This is a genomic window from Pelagibacterium lacus (assembly GCF_003345525.1).
Taxonomy (GTDB): Bacteria; Pseudomonadota; Alphaproteobacteria; order Rhizobiales; family Devosiaceae; genus Pelagibacterium; species Pelagibacterium lacus.
This window is the reverse complement of record NZ_QQNH01000003.1, coordinates 142,392-156,864: the sequence shown is the minus strand read 5'-3', so window position 1 is coordinate 156,864 and position 14,473 is coordinate 142,392. Positions and strand designations below refer to the sequence as shown.

The 14,473-nt window shown below is 65.6% G+C and carries 13 protein-coding genes; 6 read left to right on the top strand and 7 right to left on the bottom strand.

Annotated features, from left to right (window positions below):
* Window positions 1–7 precede the first annotated feature (7 nt).
* Entirely contained in the window at window positions 8–1,279 is a 1,272-nt protein-coding gene (locus DVH29_RS03725) for an O-acetylhomoserine aminocarboxypropyltransferase/cysteine synthase family protein (RefSeq protein ID WP_114644815.1), read from the bottom strand.
* A 225-nt stretch (window positions 1,280–1,504) separates the two neighbouring features.
* Between DVH29_RS03725 and fgd the strand changes: the two genes are divergently transcribed.
* Complete coding sequence (fgd, locus tag DVH29_RS03720; protein ID WP_245944866.1) at window positions 1,505–2,509, top strand: glucose-6-phosphate dehydrogenase (coenzyme-F420); 1,005 nt, start codon at window positions 1,505–1,507, stop codon at window positions 2,507–2,509.
* Between the two features lie 17 nt (window positions 2,510–2,526).
* Here fgd and sseA read toward each other — a convergent pair whose 3' ends face one another.
* The 5 genes from sseA to msrB form a co-directional block, all read right to left on the bottom strand.
* A complete protein-coding gene (gene sseA / locus DVH29_RS03715) occupies window positions 2,527–3,402 on the bottom strand; it encodes a 3-mercaptopyruvate sulfurtransferase (protein ID WP_114644813.1) in 876 nt (291 codons plus the stop codon).
* A 90-nt stretch (window positions 3,403–3,492) separates the two neighbouring features.
* A complete protein-coding gene (gene glgX / locus DVH29_RS03710; RefSeq protein ID WP_114644812.1) occupies window positions 3,493–5,559 on the bottom strand; it encodes a glycogen debranching protein GlgX in 2,067 nt (688 codons plus the stop codon).
* Window positions 5,552–6,655, bottom strand: a complete 1,104-nt coding sequence (locus DVH29_RS03705; RefSeq protein ID WP_199562513.1) for a sugar phosphate nucleotidyltransferase — start codon at window positions 6,653–6,655, stop codon at window positions 5,552–5,554. Before DVH29_RS03705 ends, glgX begins: the two co-directional genes overlap by 8 nt.
* A 194-nt stretch (window positions 6,656–6,849) precedes the next feature.
* Complete coding sequence (locus DVH29_RS03700) at window positions 6,850–7,554, bottom strand: glutamine amidotransferase-related protein (RefSeq protein WP_114644811.1); 705 nt, start codon at window positions 7,552–7,554, stop codon at window positions 6,850–6,852.
* A 54-nt stretch (window positions 7,555–7,608) separates the two neighbouring features.
* Window positions 7,609–8,091, bottom strand: coding sequence for a peptide-methionine (R)-S-oxide reductase MsrB (msrB, locus tag DVH29_RS03695; protein WP_114644810.1), 483 nt, complete (start codon window positions 8,089–8,091; stop codon window positions 7,609–7,611).
* 141 nt (window positions 8,092–8,232) lie between these two features.
* Between msrB and argB the strand changes: the two genes are divergently transcribed.
* The 3 genes from argB (at window position 8,233) to DVH29_RS03680 (ending at window position 11,268) form a co-directional block, all read left to right on the top strand.
* Complete coding sequence (gene argB, locus DVH29_RS03690; protein ID WP_114644809.1) at window positions 8,233–9,120, top strand: acetylglutamate kinase; 888 nt, start codon at window positions 8,233–8,235, stop codon at window positions 9,118–9,120.
* 65 nt (window positions 9,121–9,185) lie between these two features.
* Complete coding sequence (locus DVH29_RS03685) at window positions 9,186–9,890, top strand: pyrimidine 5'-nucleotidase (protein ID WP_114644808.1); 705 nt, start codon at window positions 9,186–9,188, stop codon at window positions 9,888–9,890.
* A gap of 148 nt (window positions 9,891–10,038) precedes the next feature.
* Window positions 10,039–11,268, top strand: a complete 1,230-nt coding sequence (locus DVH29_RS03680) for an aq_1923 C-terminal domain (protein ID WP_114644807.1) — start codon at window positions 10,039–10,041, stop codon at window positions 11,266–11,268.
* 39 nt (window positions 11,269–11,307) lie between these two features.
* On the opposite strand, the gene DVH29_RS03675 is transcribed toward DVH29_RS03680, so the two are convergent.
* Complete coding sequence (locus tag DVH29_RS03675; RefSeq protein WP_114644806.1) at window positions 11,308–12,189, bottom strand: LOG family protein; 882 nt, start codon at window positions 12,187–12,189, stop codon at window positions 11,308–11,310.
* 216 nt (window positions 12,190–12,405) lie between these two features.
* Here DVH29_RS03675 and dapD point away from each other — a divergent pair, with 216 nt between their 5' ends.
* Both dapD and dapE read left to right on the top strand, forming a co-directional pair.
* Entirely contained in the window at window positions 12,406–13,251 is an 846-nt protein-coding gene (gene dapD / locus DVH29_RS03670; protein ID WP_114644868.1) for a 2,3,4,5-tetrahydropyridine-2,6-dicarboxylate N-succinyltransferase, read from the top strand.
* A gap of 29 nt (window positions 13,252–13,280) precedes the next feature.
* A complete protein-coding gene (gene dapE, locus DVH29_RS03665) occupies window positions 13,281–14,450 on the top strand; it encodes a succinyl-diaminopimelate desuccinylase (RefSeq protein ID WP_114644805.1) in 1,170 nt (389 codons plus the stop codon).
* The last annotated feature ends 23 nt before the right edge of the window (window positions 14,451–14,473 follow it).

Below are 14,473 nucleotides of genomic sequence, written 5' to 3'. Positions count from 1 at the left end.
GTTACAATCAGACCGCGGCGAGCGCCTGCTCGACATCGGCGATGATGTCCTCGATATCCTCGATGCCCACCGAGATGCGGACGAGGTCTTCCGAGACGCCGGCTTCCTCCAGTTCCTGGGGGCTGAGCTGGCGATGGGTGGTGGTGGCGGGATGGCAGGCCAGCGACTTGGCGTCGCCGATATTGACCAGCCGGTAGATCATCTTGAGATTGTCGATGAACCGGCCCCCGGCCTCGCGGCCGCCCTTGACCCCGAAGCTGACGATGCCCGAGGCCTTGCCCTTGTAGAGCCGGTCGCAAATGGCCTTGTAGGGGCTCGAGGCGAGCCCGGCATAATTGACCCAGTTCACCTTGGGATGGTTTTCGAGATATTGCGCCAGCGCCAGGGCGTTTTCGCAATGGCGCTGGATGCGCAGGCCCAGGGTCTCCAGCCCCATGAGGATGAGGAAGGCGTTTTGCGGGGCGAGCGCCGCGCCGGTATTGCGCAGCGGTGCCACGCGGCAGCGCCCGATATAGGCCGCGGCTCCCAGCGCCTCGGTATAGACCACGCCGTGATAGGAGGCATCGGGCTCATTGAGGATGGGGAAGCGGTCCTTGTTGGCCACCCAGTCGAACTTGCCGGAATCGACGATGATGCCGCCGATAGAATTGCCGTGCCCGCCGATATATTTGGTCAGCGCGTGCACGACGATATCGGCGCCCAGATCGAAGGGGCGGCACAGATAGGGCGTGGCGACGGTGTTGTCGACGATCAGCGGAACCCCATGGCGATGGGCGATCTCGGCGAGCTTTTCGATATCGACCATATTGCCGGCCGGGTTGCCGATGGATTCGCAGAACACCGCCTTGGTGTTGGCGTCGATCAGCCGGTCGAAGGCCTCGAAATCGTCGCCCTTGGCCATGCGCACCTCGATGCCCTGGCGCGGCAGCGAATGCATGAACAGATTATAGGTGCCGCCATAGAGCTGGCTCACCGAAACGATATTGTCGCCCACACCGGCAATGGTCTGGATGGCATAGGTGATCGCCGCCATGCCCGAGGCCACGGCGAGAGCGCCGATGCCGCCCTCCATGGCCGCCACGCGCTGTTCCAGCACCGCATTGGTGGGGTTCATAATGCGGGTATAGATATTGCCTTCGACCTTGAGGTCGAACAGGTCCGCGCCATGCTGGGTGTTGTCGAAGGTATAGGACGTGGTCTGGTAGATGGGCACCGCCGCCGACCGGGTCGTGGCTTCGGGCGTATAGCCATGGTGCAGGGCAATGGTATCGAGCTTCATCGAAAAGTCCTCCAAGACGATTTTGGCGGGACCTTAGTCCATTTGCCGTGCCCGCGGGGAGCGGGAAAAGAGAACGGTTTTCTCAAAAACCCCTTTTGCACACACATTATCGTTCCCTTTGGCCGATGGGCGAGAGGGGGCTTTCCGAGCCGGCCGCGACAGGGCAGGATCACCTCGGGCCGGCAGCAGTCCGGCCGGCAGCGATAAAACGACAAAGGGCCCATCATGCGTTTCGGATACAAGGCTTCGGCCGAGCAGTTCAGCCCCTCCGCGCTTCTCGGCTTCGGCATCGCGGCGGAAAAGGCCGGGTTCGATTCCGTCTTCATCAGCGATCACTTCCAGCCCTGGCGGCATACGGGCGGGCATGCGCCCTTTTCCCTCGCCTGGCTCGGGGCGCTGGGGGCCAGCACCTCGACCATCACCATGGGGACCAGCGTTCTCACCCCGACCTTCCGCCATCATCCCTCCATCGTGGCGCAGGCCTTTGCGACGCTGGGCCAGCTCTATCCCGACCGGGTGATCCTGGGGATCGGCACCGGGGAATCGCTCAACGAGGTGCCGGCGACCGGCATGGAGTGGCCCTCGCCCAAGGAGCGCTTCGCCCGCCTGCGCGAGGCGGTAACGCTGATGCGCACGCTATGGGCCGGGGAGCGGGTCGATTTCGAGGGCGAGTATTATCGCACCGAGCAGGCCACCATCTATGACCGGCCGGAAAAGCCGGTGCCGATCTATGTCGCAGCGGCCGGGCCGCAAACGGCCAAATATGCCGGCCGGGCCGGCGACGGCTTCATCTGCACCTCGGGCAAGGCCGAGACCCTTTACACCGAAACCCTGATCCCCAATCTGGAAGCCGGGCTTGCCGAGGCGGCCGATCCGCAAAAGCCCTTCGAGCGGATGATCGAGGTCAAGGTCTCCTTCGACACCGATCCCGGGCGGGCGCTCGAGGACACACGGTTCTGGGGCGCGCTGGCGCTGACGCCGGAGGAAAAGATGAGCGTCGAGGACCCGCTGGAAATGGAAAAGCTGGCCGACGCCCTGCCCATCGAGAGGGTGGCCAAGCGCTGGATCGTATCCTCGGACCCCGACGAGCATGTGGAGCGCATCTGGCACTATGCCGAGCTGGGCTTCGACCATCTGGTGTTTCATGCCCCCGGTGCCGACCAGGACCGCTTCATGGCGCTCTACAGCCAGCACATCCTGCCGCGCCTCAGGGCCCGGGCCGGACAATAGGGCGGCCCTGCGGGGCTTTACGGCTTGCCGTCGCTGCCGGTGGCGAGCGGCAGGTCGTCCCGTGCGCCCCATTCGGCCCAAGACCCGTCATAGACCGCGGCGGGCGGCAGGCCGGCCTGCTCGATGCCCAGCGCGAGGACCGAGGCGGTGACGCCGGACCCACAGGTGGTGATCACCGGCTCGTCGCCGGTAACGCCCTTCTTCCCGAGCAGGTCGCGCAGGTCCGCAGCGTCCTTGAAACGCCCCTCGGCGAGCAGTTCGGTATAGGGGAGATTGGCCGCGCCCGGCATATGGCCGGCGCGCAGGCCGGGGCGCGGCTCGGGGACCGTGCCGGCAAAGCGGGCGGCGCCGCGCGCATCGAGGATATTCGCCCCGCCGGAGCGCAGGGTTTTGTCCACCCTTTCGAGGCCGGCGATGCGGGCCGGATCGGGCCGGGCGATGAAATCGCCCGGTTGCGGGGTGGCGGGCTTGCCGGATTCGAGTGCTCCGCCCCGGCGCTTCCAGGCCGGAAAGCCGCCATCGAGCACCGCCACCGCGTCATGGCCCATGGCCTTGAACATCCACCAGGCGCGCGGGGCGGAAAAAATCCCCGCGCCATCATAGCAGACGATGACGCTCGTTTGGCTGATGCCGAGCTTGCGCGCCTCGGTCTCGAACCGCGCGGCCGAGGGCAGCATATGCGGCAGGTCGGTATCGGGATCGGCGAAGCGCGTATTGAAATCGAAGAAGCGCGCGCCGGCGATGCGCTCGATCTCGAATTCGGCGGCGCCGTCGCGCCCGGCATCGGGGAGATACCAGCTGGCGTCGAGGATGACCAGATCGGGATGAGCCAACCGGCTGTCGAGCCAGGACGTATCGACCAGCGGGCCGGAGAGGCTGAGTTCCCTGTTCATTGGTTAAGTCTCCCATGCCAAGGCGGAAAGCCTTAGCCTACCCGGTTCGGGGCGCCGCTGTCCAAGGGCTTGAGGGCCCTTCCCCGGCCATTATTGCGGCGGGACCAGCGCCAGGACCGACTGCCAGGAGATGGGGATGGTGCCTGAGACGGGCTCCTCGCAGCCCACCGCATCGCGCGCCGTGTCGATCCGCAGGATCCATTCGCCCTCCGGCAGGGCGAATTCGGCGTCGTCGCCCGCATTGACGAGGATCAGCACGTCCCGCCCCTGGCCTGCGCACAGATAAAGGCCCATGGAGCGCAATTGGGCATCCTGCCAATCCTCCTCGCCCATGGCGCCGCCGCGCGGATGCAGCCATTGCGCGGTGGGCTGGATGTCGGGTTCGTCGGTTTCGGCCACGGTGAAGCGCGCCTTGGACATCTGCGTCTCGGCACGGAAGGCGGCCAAGGCCGCCATGGCCTGCTGCAGTTCGGGGCGCGCCCGCGCCCAGTCGAGCCAGGAAATCTCGTTGTCCTGGCAATAGGCATTGTTGTTGCCGCCCTGGGAATTGCCGAACTCGTCGCCGGCCAGGATCATCGGCACGCCCTGGCTCAGCAGCGTCGTCGCCAGCATGGCGCGGGCGCGGCGGATGCGGGCCGCGACGATCCCCTCGTCATCGGTCTCCCCCTCCGCCCCCATATTGTCGGAGAGGTTGTTGTCGTGGCCGTCCTGATTATCCTCGCCATTGGCCTCGTTGTGCTTGTCGTTGTAGCTCAGCGTGTCCCATAGGGTGAACCCGTCATGGGCGGCGACGAAATTGACGCTCGAGGTCCCCGGGCGGTGGCTGTGGTTGAACTGGACGGGCGAGCCGGCCAGCCGCTCGGAGAGGGCCGGCAGGATGCCCGGGTCCTTGCGCCAGAAGGCACGGGTGTCGTCGCGGAACTTGTCGTTCCACTCCCGGAACGGCCAGCGGTAGCCGCCCACCTGATAGCCGCCATCGCCCACGTCCCAGGGTTCGGCGATGAGCTTGACCCCGGCCAGCACCGGGTCCTGCCGCAGGGCGTTGAAGAAGGAGCCGTCGCGCTCGAAGCCTTCCGATTCGCGCCCCAGCGTCGAGGCGAGGTCGAAGCGGAAGCCGTCCACATGCATGGCCTGCACCCAGTAGCGCAGGCTGTCGAGCACCATGCGCAACACCATGGGATGGGCGACGTTGAGCGTGTTGCCGGTGCCGGTGGTATCGAAGCTGTGGCGGGGGTTTTCCGGCGAAAGCAGGTAGTAGCTGGCATTGTCGATGCCCCGGAACGACAGGGTCGGACCCTGTTCGTTGCCCTCGGCGGTGTGGTTGAACACCACGTCGAGGATGACCTCGATCCCCGCCGCGTGGAACTGGCGCACGGCGTGCTTGACCTCGCGGATCTGCCCGGTGTGGAGATAGGGCGCGTGCGGCGCGAAGAAGGCCAGGGTGGAATAGCCCCAATAGTTCGACAATCCCTTGTCGACCAGATAGCGGTCATTGGCGAAGGCATGCACCGGCAGCAGTTCGATGGCGGAGACCCCGATAGATTTGAGGTGAGAGACGATCGGCTCGGTCCCCAGCCCGGCAAAGGTGCCGCGCAGCTTTTCCGGCACTCCGGGGTGCTGCATGGTCAGCCCGCGCACATGGGCCTCGTAAAGCACCGTATCCTGCCAGCGGTTGCGGAGCACATCGTCTGTGTCCCAGTCGAAATGGGTATCGGCGACCACGGCCTTGGGCATGAAGGGCGCGCTATCGCGTTCGTCGAAGGAGAGGTCGTCCTCGCCGATGCGATAGCCGTGCAGCGCGTCGTCCCACACGATCTCGCCCTTGATCTCGCGGGCATAGGGATCGAGCAGCAGCTTGTTGGGGTTGAACCTGTGGCCCTCCTCGGGGGCGTAGGGGCCGTGCACGCGATAGCCATAGACCTGGCCGGGTCCGATGCCGGGGAGATAGCCGAACCAGATGCCGCCCTCCATGGCCGGCAGGTCGAGGCGGTGAATCTCGGTCTTGCCTTCGGGGTCGAAGAGGCACAGCTCCACCCGCGTGGCGTGGTCCGAAAACAGCGCGAAATTGGTGCCCTCGCCGTCATATTCGGTGCCGAGACTATCGGCCCGCCCGGCGTGATGGTCGAAACGCGGGGCAGCATCGAGCTTTTTATGCATTTGGATTGTCCAGTGCGGGGCGCAGGCGGGCGCCGAGGGCCGTGGGAGAGACCGAGCGCAGGGCGACCAAGGTCTTGCGCGGACGCAGTTGGGCGCGGCGTTGGAGCATGGCGGGGGTGACCAGCACCGTGCCGCCCTCGGTGCGGCGGAACCAGCGGCGGTCCTCGACCGGGTCTTCGCCCACCACCAGCCCCGGCGGCAGATGCGCTCCGGGCGAGACGATGGCGCGAGCCAGCCGCACGAAGCGCGATACGCTGGCGCCGGGCATCAGGACGCTGTCGCGGCCGAACCGCCAGGAATGCGCATCAGCCGCATCGGGCAGCGGAACCGGCAGAGCCTCGGCGAAATCGAGCTGAGTGAGCCGCAGGGCGTCGAGGGTGCCCACATCGCGCCAATAGGCCCGTCCGGTTTCGGGGCTGGCCGGCAGGCGATAGGCCATGGCCACCCCATCGGCCACGGCGCGCGGGATGAGATGATGGCCGAAATCGAGGGCGTCATCGTCAGCCAGCGCCGCGTCGAGCCAGCAGCGGGAAAAGACATAGACGCCCATGCTGGCCATGGAGAAGCCCGGCTCGCCGATAATGGCCGGGGGATCGGCAGGCTTTTCGCGAAAGGACACGATTCGTCCGGAACGGTCGGCCTGCATGACGCCGAATTCGCGCGCTTCAGCCTGGGGCACCACATCGACGGCGACGGTGACCTCGGCGCGCGCCGCCCGATGGGCCTGGATCAACTGGGCGTAATCCATCGCGTAGACATGGTCGGCGGCCAGGACCAGAATCTCCTCGGCGCCCGATTCGACGAGAACGGGCCAGTTCCGGCGCACCGCATCGGCGGTTCCGCGATAGGCGTCGCGCCCGTCCCTGACGAGCAGGCTGCCCGGCGAGAAGTGGCTCCCCCAGTGCAAGGGGATATGGGCCGCGAGGGTGTGCGGCGCGAACTGGGTGGCGACCAGCAGCCGCTGCAAGCCCGAGCGCACGATATTGGCCATGGCGAAATCGACGATGCGGTGAGAGCCGGCGAAGTGGATCGCGGGCTTGGCCTCCGCCTCGGTCAGCTCGTGGAGCCGCGTCCCCCTCCCCCCTGCGAGAAGCACAGTCGCAACCGAACCGATGTCGGGAACACACCGAGACAGAACCGCTTGCATGCCGGTCATCCTTTTCGTGAAAACCCGATCGCACCGCCGGTCAGGCGCAGGAGAACGCACAAAAGGGTCCTCCGTTCCCTTTTGTGCGCCGGGCTTAACGCAGGGCTAGGCCGGGCGCTCCAGCGTCGGTTTTCGTTCCGATCCTAGGCGGCGAGGAAGCGGATGATGGCTCGCGCCAGCACCGGGCCGTCCGAGGGCCTGGCCATGGAGGCGAGGCCGGCCTCGATCACCGCGTCGGGGGCCCGCCCGCGCCGCAATTGCACCAGTTCGCGGGCATAGGCGTCGTCGAACTCGGGATGCGGCTGGACGGTGAAGATCCGGCCCGTTTCATAGACCAGCCCCGCATTGGGGGTGAAATCGGAGCGCAGCACCACCCACGCGCCCAGAGGCGGAGTGATCACCTGGTCCTGATGCGAGCAGGCGATGGCAAGGCTCGGGCGGCCGGGGTCGAAATAGGGCGGGAAGGGCACGACCTCATAATCGTGCCGCCCCAGCCCCCAGCCCTTTTCCGATTTGCGCACCACCCCGCCCAGGGCATCGGCGATGATCTGGTGCCCAAAGCAGACGCCCACCATTCTGGTCCCCGCGTCATGGGCGGCGCGGATGAACTGGCGCAGCGGCGGCAGCCAGAGATGGTCCTCATAGGCGCCGGCCGGCGAACCGGTGATCAGCACCGCATCGAGCCCTTCGGGGGCGGGCAAGGGAGCGCCGTCGAGGATTTTCACCACCTCATGGCCGAATCCGGCCTCGTGCCGGGCGAACATGGCCTGGAACATGTCCGGATAGGAGGGGAAGCGCCCGGCGAGCGGCGCCGGCGGCGCGCCGGCTTCAATAATGGTGAGTTTCATGGCGGCGAGACTGGCACGGGCGGTCCAAGTCCACAAGCCCGGGTCGCGGGCCGCTCAGGCGGGGGCGAACCGGAGCGCCACGCCGTTGATGCAATGGCGCTTGCCGGTCGGCGGAGGGCCATCGTCGAAGATATGGCCCAGATGCCCGCCGCAATTGGCGCAATGGCATTCGGTGCGCACCATCATGAAGGCGGTGTCGGTGGAGGTGCCGATGGCGTCGGGCAGCGATTCCCAGAAGCTCGGCCAGCCGGTGCGGCTGTCATATTTGACCTCGGAGGCATAGAGCGCCGCGTCGCACCCGGCGCAATGATAGACGCCCGGCTCGTAGAATTTGTCGAGCGGCGAGGTGAAGGCGTGTTCGGTGCCATGCTGGCGCAGGACGAGATATTCCATGTCCGAGAGCCGTTCGCGCCAGTCTTCGTCGGACAGGGCGAAGGGAAAATCCTCTTGCGCCGCGCGAACCCCGAAGGGATAGGCAAAGGCGGCCATGCCGGCCAGCGCGATCCCGCGCGTGAGAAAAATGCGGCGTGCGATCATGTCCGGTCTCCTCTCGCCCCCTTTTCGCATGCCCGGCGCCGGCCCGTCCAATCAATCCCGTGTGTGGGTCGCCGAAGCCCTATTGAATTGCCACACGATTGGGATAGACAGGTTTCATCATAAGAGGAGACGCCAAGCCCCATGGCCGGACTGGAAAACGCTTACGACGCCGAGGTGCTGTCCAAGGCGCTGCCCTTCATGCAGCGCTACGAGAACAAGACCGTCGTCATCAAATATGGCGGGCACGCCATGGGCGATCCCGAGCTGGGACGGGCCTTCGCCCGCGACGTGGCGCTGCTCAAGCAATCGGGGGTCAACCCCATCGTCGTGCATGGGGGCGGCCCGCAGATCGGGGAGATGCTGGGCAAGCTCGGCATCGAATCCAAGTTCGAGGGTGGGCTGCGGGTCACCGACCGCAAGACGGTCGAGATCGTCGAAATGGTGCTCGCCGGCTCGATCAACAAGGAGATCGTGGCGCTGATCAATGCCGAGGGCGAATGGGCCATCGGGCTGTGCGGCAAGGACGGCAACATGGTGTTCGCCGAAAAGGCCAAGAAGACCGTGATCGACCCGACCTCCAATATCGAGCGCATCCTCGACCTGGGCTTTGTGGGCGAGCCGGTCGACATCGATCGCACCCTGCTCGACCTCCTGGCCCGTTCGGAAATGATCCCGGTGATCGCGCCGGTGGCGCCGGGACGGGACGGGGAGACCTACAACATCAACGCCGACACCTTCGCTGGCGCCATCGCCGGGGCGGTGTTCGCCAAGCGGCTGCTGTTTCTCACCGACGTCCCCGGCGTCCTCGACAAGAAGGGAGACCTCATCCCCGAGCTCTCGGTGGAGGAAGCCCGGGCGCTGATCCGCGACGGCACCATCTCGGGCGGCATGATCCCCAAGGTCGAAACCTGCATCGAAGCGCTCGACCGGGGCGTGGAGGGCGTGGTGATCGTCAACGGCAAGACCCCCCACTCGGTGCTGCTCGAACTGTTCACCGAGCACGGCGCGGGGACGCTGATGGTGCGGTAGGACGAGGTGATCACAGCTGCGTTTTCAGTCATGTGCCGTTCACGGATTTGAGGCATAATGGGGTCATGAACCAGATGTCTTCCCCCTCGCCCGCCTTCGATCGGATCACCGACTGGATTTTCGATCTCGACAACACGCTCTATCCGCGTGAGTGCAACCTGTTCGCGCAGATCGATACGCTGATCACCCAATATGTGATGGAGGTGGCACGGCTCGATTTCGCCGCAGCACGCGACCTGCAAAAGCTCTATTACCGCGATCACGGCACGACGCTGAACGGGCTGATGAAGTCGCACAAGGTCGATCCCGAGCATTATCTCCAGACCGTCCACGCCATCGATTACGGCCCGGTCAACGCCCATCCGGAGCTGGTGCAGTCCATCGCCCTGCTGCCGGGGCGCAAGTTCATCTTCACTAATGGCAGCGTCTCGCACGCCGAGGCCGTGCTGGCCCGGCTGGGCGCGCAGGACCTGTTCGAAGGCATCTTCGACATCAAGGCCGCCAAATACCAGCCCAAGCCGCTCGAAGTCGCCTATGCGGGATTTCTCGATGCCCACGGGGTCGATCCCGGCCGCGCCATCATGTTCGACGACCTGGAAAAGAATCTGCGCGTCCCCCACGAGATCGGCATGACCACCGTGCAGGTGGTGGCAGGGCCCGATTATGCGCACGAACAGTGCGATGTGTGGGAGCTGGGACGCGCCGAGGGCGAAACCCATGTGCACTATGTCACCGACAATATCGCCGATTTCCTCGTCCGCTGCCGCTGATGCCTTGTTCTCGCCGCAGGCTTGACGATAGATTTCGCTCCGGCAACGCAAACGCGGTTGAGCGCGTTAGGCCGTCATGGGCGGTGCGGCCGTCTGTGAAACCAATTTGAACAGCGCTGGATTTCATGGCGCGCACACGGGGACCATCATGATCAAGAACGTTACGCGTCTCATGCTTCTTTCCGCCGCCCTGCTCGGCGGAACCAGCACCGCCGCCCTGGCGCTCGAGGCGGACCAATTCGCCGACCGGCTGGTCGAAACCGCCCGCATCATGGGATTGAGCTTCGCCTATGACGCGGCGACGGCGGATGGGGATACGATAACGATTTCCGATTTCACCATCCTGCTGCCGGGCGAAGACCCCATCGAGGTTCCCGGCGACCTGGTCTTCGAGGGCGTGGTCGAAACCGCCGATGGCGGCTATACCGCCGCCCGCGCCACCATTGCCGATGTCGATTACACCGACGAGGATGAAGGCTTCTCGGTGAGTCTGGTCGACATCGCCGTCGAGGGCATCGAACTGCCGGCCCAGGTCAGCGTCGCCAATGCCATGCAGATCGGCATGAGCCTCTACGACCGCATGGTGGCCGGCCCCCTCGCCGTCACCGATCCGGACGGCAACGAGGTATTCACCGTCGCGCTGATGGAAAGCGCAGTCAGCGAGAGCGCCGCCGATGGCGGCATCACCTCGAGCTATGACGTTTCGGGCATAAGGGTCGATCTCAGCTCTCTCGAGGAACCCGAGGCCCGCAAGGCGCTGGAAGCGCTGGGCATGGAGGTGTTCACCGGCTCCATGGGCGGTTCGGGCACCTGGTGGCCGGATACCGGCGTGGTCAGCCTCGACGACATGAGCTTCGTCGCCGACGATCTCGCCTCCTTCTCCATGGCCTTCGCGCTCGAAGGCTATACCGAGGAACTCTACACCGAGATGATGAAGATCAATCTCAAGATGGCCGAGATGACCGAGGCCGGCGAAGAGCTCTCCGACGAGCAGGTGATGGCCATGTCGCAATCCATGCTGGCCAGCATGGAAGACGTCAAGCTGGCCAGCGGCTCGCTGCGCTATGACGATGCGTCGCTGTTCATGAAGGTGCTCGAGATCATCGGGGCCGAGCAGGGCGTGGATGCGGACACCTTCAAGGCCGGGCTGCAGTTCATGGTGCCCATGGCGCTGGCCGAAGTAGAGGATCAGGCGTTCAAGACCATGGTGACCAACGCGGTCAACACCTTCATCGCCGACCCGCAGAATTTCACCATTTCGGTCGCTCCCGACGAGCCGGTGGCCTTCTCGACCTTCGAGGAGCGCGCCGACGAGATCGAGTCCGATCCCTTCGTCCTCGTCGACTTGCTGAACGTGCAGATCACCGCCAACGACTGATCCTGCCGCGGACGCCGCGGAGGGGCAGGCCTGCCCCTCTCAGTGCCCGCTTTCGGTGGCGGGCACTTCCCCCATCTCCTCGGCGACATGGGGGAGATTGTAGGTCTTGCGCACGATTTCCCACGCTTCCTCGGCGGTATCGACGAATTCGAACAGCTTGAAATCGTCGGGCGAGATGGTGCCCTCCTCGGCCAGCGCCTCGAGATTGAGCACCCGCTTCCAGAAGGCCCGACCGAACAGCAGCAGAGGAATCCGGTCCATGCGCCCGGTCTGGATGAGGGTCAGCGCCTCGAAGAACTCGTCCATGGTGCCGAAGCCGCCGGGGAAGATGGCGACCACCTTGGCGCGCATCAGGAAATGGATCTTGCGCGTCGCGAAATAGTGGAAATTGAAGGCGAACTGGGGCGTCACATAGGTGTTGGGCGCCTGTTCGTGCGGCAGGACGATATTGTAGCCGATCGAAGGCGCCCCCACATCGGCGGCGCCGCGATTGCCCGCCTCCATCACTCCCGGGCCGCCTCCGGTCGCCACCACATATTCGCTGAACCCCGAGGCCTTGGAGGTGAGCGAGGCCAGCCGCGCGAAGCGCCGGGCCTCAGTGTAATAGACCGCGTTGCGCTCGAGATTCTTCTTGGCGGTCTCTGTCTTGGCGGCCCAGGCGGGTTTTCCCGGCTCGGGAATGCGGGCGCCGCCGAACAGCACCACCGTCGAATTGATCCCTGCCTCGCGCAGGCGGAACTCGATCTTGAGATATTCGAGCTGGAAGCGCACGCCGCGCAGGTCCTCGCTCGTCATGAACTCCTCGTCGGCGAAGGCGAGGCGATAGGCGGCCGATTGAGTCTGCGGCGTCTGCGGCGTGTGGCGGACGGCCTCCATGTCCTCCTTGGACGATCTCAGCGAGGAATGGCGTTTGCGGCCCATCGACGGCTCCCGTTCGTTTCGATTCTCTTTACCATGCCAGCGCGGTGTTAAGGATCGGTGCCTGATTTTCCAAGCCCCATGACGCGGTTGTGCGTGCGAACGCCCATGCCTGCTATCTGACCCGGATCGGTTCCCAATTGTGGGTTTCGCGCCCCCGGCGGTTCGGTTATGGTCCGCGCCGTGCCCTCCGCAAACCTCTCCAAGGCCAATGACATCATGTCCATGACCGACCTCGCCGCCACGATCGATGCCGCCTTCGAGGCCCGCGGCACCATCGACTACCAGACGACCGGAGTCGTCCGCGACGCCGTCGAGGAGGCGCTGGCGCTGCTCGATTCGGGGCGGGCGCGCGTGGCGGAAAAAGGCGCCGACGGCCAGTGGACTGTCAATCAATGGCTCAAGAAGGCGGTGCTGCTCTCGTTCCGCCTCAACGACATGCAGGCCATCGCCGGCGGGCCGGGGGGCGCGCAATGGTGGGACAAGGTGCCCTCGAAATTCGCAGGGTGGAGCGAGGACGCCTTCCGCAAAGCGGGCTTTCGCGCTGTGCCCGGCGCTATCGTGCGCCAATCGGCCTTTATCGGCCGCAACGCCATCCTGATGCCCAGCTTCGTCAATCTGGGGGCCTATGTCGATGAGGGCGTCATGGTCGATACCTGGGTGACCGTGGGCTCCTGCGCGCAGATCGGCAAGCACGTCCACCTCTCGGGCGGCGTCGGCATTGGCGGCGTGCTCGAGCCCCTGCAGGCCGGACCGGTGATCATCGAGGACAATTGCTTTATCGGCGCGCGCTCGGAAATCGTCGAGGGCGTGGTGGTGGGCGAGGGCTCGGTCATCTCCATGGGCGTGTTCATCGGCCAGTCGACCAAGATCGTCGACCGCACCACCGGCGAGATCTTCCATGGCCGGGTGCCGCCCTATTCGGTGGTGGTCTCGGGCTCGCTGCCCGGCCAGCCGCTGCCCGACGGCACGCCAGGGCCCAATCTCTACTGCGCAGTGATCGTCAAGCGCGTGGACGAGAAAACCCGCTCGAAAACCTCGATCAACGATTTGCTGCGCGACTGAATTCCTCCTTCCGGACACCGACACCCATCATGGCCCATCCCGCCGTCTCGCTGCTCGCCGATCTCATCCGCCGTCCCTCAGTCACCCCGGTCGAGGCGGGGGTGCTGGACGTGCTGGAGGCCTTTCTCACCCCGCTGGGCTTCGCGTGCACGCGGTTGCGCTTCGAGGGCGACGGCTCCTACCCTGTCGACAACCTTCATGCGACCCGCAAGGGCGAGCGGCCCGGCCCGCATCTGCTGTTTGCCGGCCATACCGATGTCGTCCCCCCGGGGGACACCGCCGACTGGAGTCATGACCCCTTTTCGGCGGGTATCGTCGACGGGGTGATGTGGGGCCGCGGGGCGACCGACATGAAAAGCGGGGTGGCGGCCTTTTGCGGCGCCATGCAGCAGCTTGCCGCCCAGGGCGGGCTGGAGGCCGGCACGGTGTCGCTCGCCATCACCAATGACGAGGAAGCCGACGCGGTCAACGGCACGAAAAAGCTGCTCGAATGGGCGGCGGCGCGCGGCGAGACCTATGATTTCGCCATTGTGGGCGAGCCCTCCTCGTTCGAACGCTTCGGGGATTCGATCAAGATCGGCCGGCGCGGCTCGCTGTCGGGGCGCATCACGGTGACCGGCAAGCAGGGCCACGCCGCCTATCCCCAGCGCGCCAACAATCCCATGCCCGTCGCGGCCGAGATCGTGCGTGCCCTCTATGCGCCGCTCGACGCCGGCACCGAGCATTTCCAGCCGACCAATCTCGAGGTCACCGGGATCGACACCGGCAACCCGGCCGCCAACGTCATCCCGGAACGGACCACGCTGCGCTTCAACGTCCGCTTCAACGACACCTGGACCGGCGAGACGCTGCTGGCCGAGATCCAGGCCCGGCTGGCCGCGGTCGAGACGCGCGGCTGCCGCGTGGATTTCGAGCAGGTCGGCCCCATCTCTCGCTGCTTCATCTCCCCGCCGGGCGGGCATGTGAGCCATCTGTGCGACGTCATGGAAGCCCATAACGGCATCCGGCCGCAGTTGTCGACCATTGGCGGCACCTCGGACGCCCGCTTCATCGCCCAATATTGCCCGGTGGTCGAATGCGGGCTGATCGGGGCGACCATGCACCAGGTCGACGAGCGCGTGCCGGTCGCCGATGTGGAGCGGCTCTCCGATTTCTACGCCCGCTACGTGGCCGCCTTCCTGGGGCGGGCGCCGGCCTGACATGCTTGCCGGATGCCCCGCCG